General features: G+C 56.1%; 1 protein-coding gene. It reads left to right on the forward strand.

Annotated elements, in window-relative coordinates; all coding sequences use genetic code 11:
• The coding region (locus tag AC23NW_RS36205; RefSeq protein WP_487455589.1) for a hypothetical protein at nucleotides 1-809 on the forward strand (809 nt) is incomplete at both ends.

Below are 809 nucleotides of genomic sequence, written 5' to 3' on the forward strand. Positions count from 1 at the left end.
GCCGTTTCGACGGGAGCGATCACGATTTCTTCGCCATCAACGGGTGTTGAGTATAGCTTTGACAACGGCGTCAGCTATCAGTCAGGCAATGCGAAGAGCGGTTTAACTTCAGGCGTTTACCTGCTCAAAGTTCGCTCGACGGCTTCGGGCTGTGAATCAGCATCTGTGAGCGCAACGGTTAATGCCGTTCCGGTAGTACCGGCCAATCCAACGGCGAACATTGTACAGCCGACCTGTACCGTTTCGACGGGGACAATTACCGTCAATACGCCGGCCAGCGGTGTGGTCTACAGTTTCGACAACGGCCTCAGCTATCAGGCAGGTAATGTAAAGAGCGGTTTGGCGGCAGGCGTTTATCAACTCAAAGTGCGTTCGACGGTTTCGGGTTGTGAGTCAGCGCCCGTGAGCGTAACGGTTAATGCCATTCCGGAAGTACCGGCCAACCCAACGGCGGGTGTGGTGCAGCCGACCTGTACCGTTTCAACAGGAACGATTACGATTTCTTCGCCGGCCAGCGGTGTGGCCTACAGTTTTGACAACGGTGCCAGCTATCAGTCAGGCAATACGAAGAGCGGTTTAACTTCAGGCGTTTACCTGCTCAAAGTCCGCTCGACGGCTTCGGGCTGTGAGTCAGCGTCCGTGAGCGTTACGGTGAACGCCGCTCCATCCGTTCCTGCTACGTCAACGGCGAATGTAGTGCAGCCGACCTGTACCGTCTCGACGGGGACGATTACGATCAATACGCCCGCCAGCGGTGTGGCCTACAGTTTCGATAATGGCGCCGGCTATCAGGCAGGCAATGCAAAGAG

This window comes from Arsenicibacter sp. R0_47 (assembly GCF_057652235.1).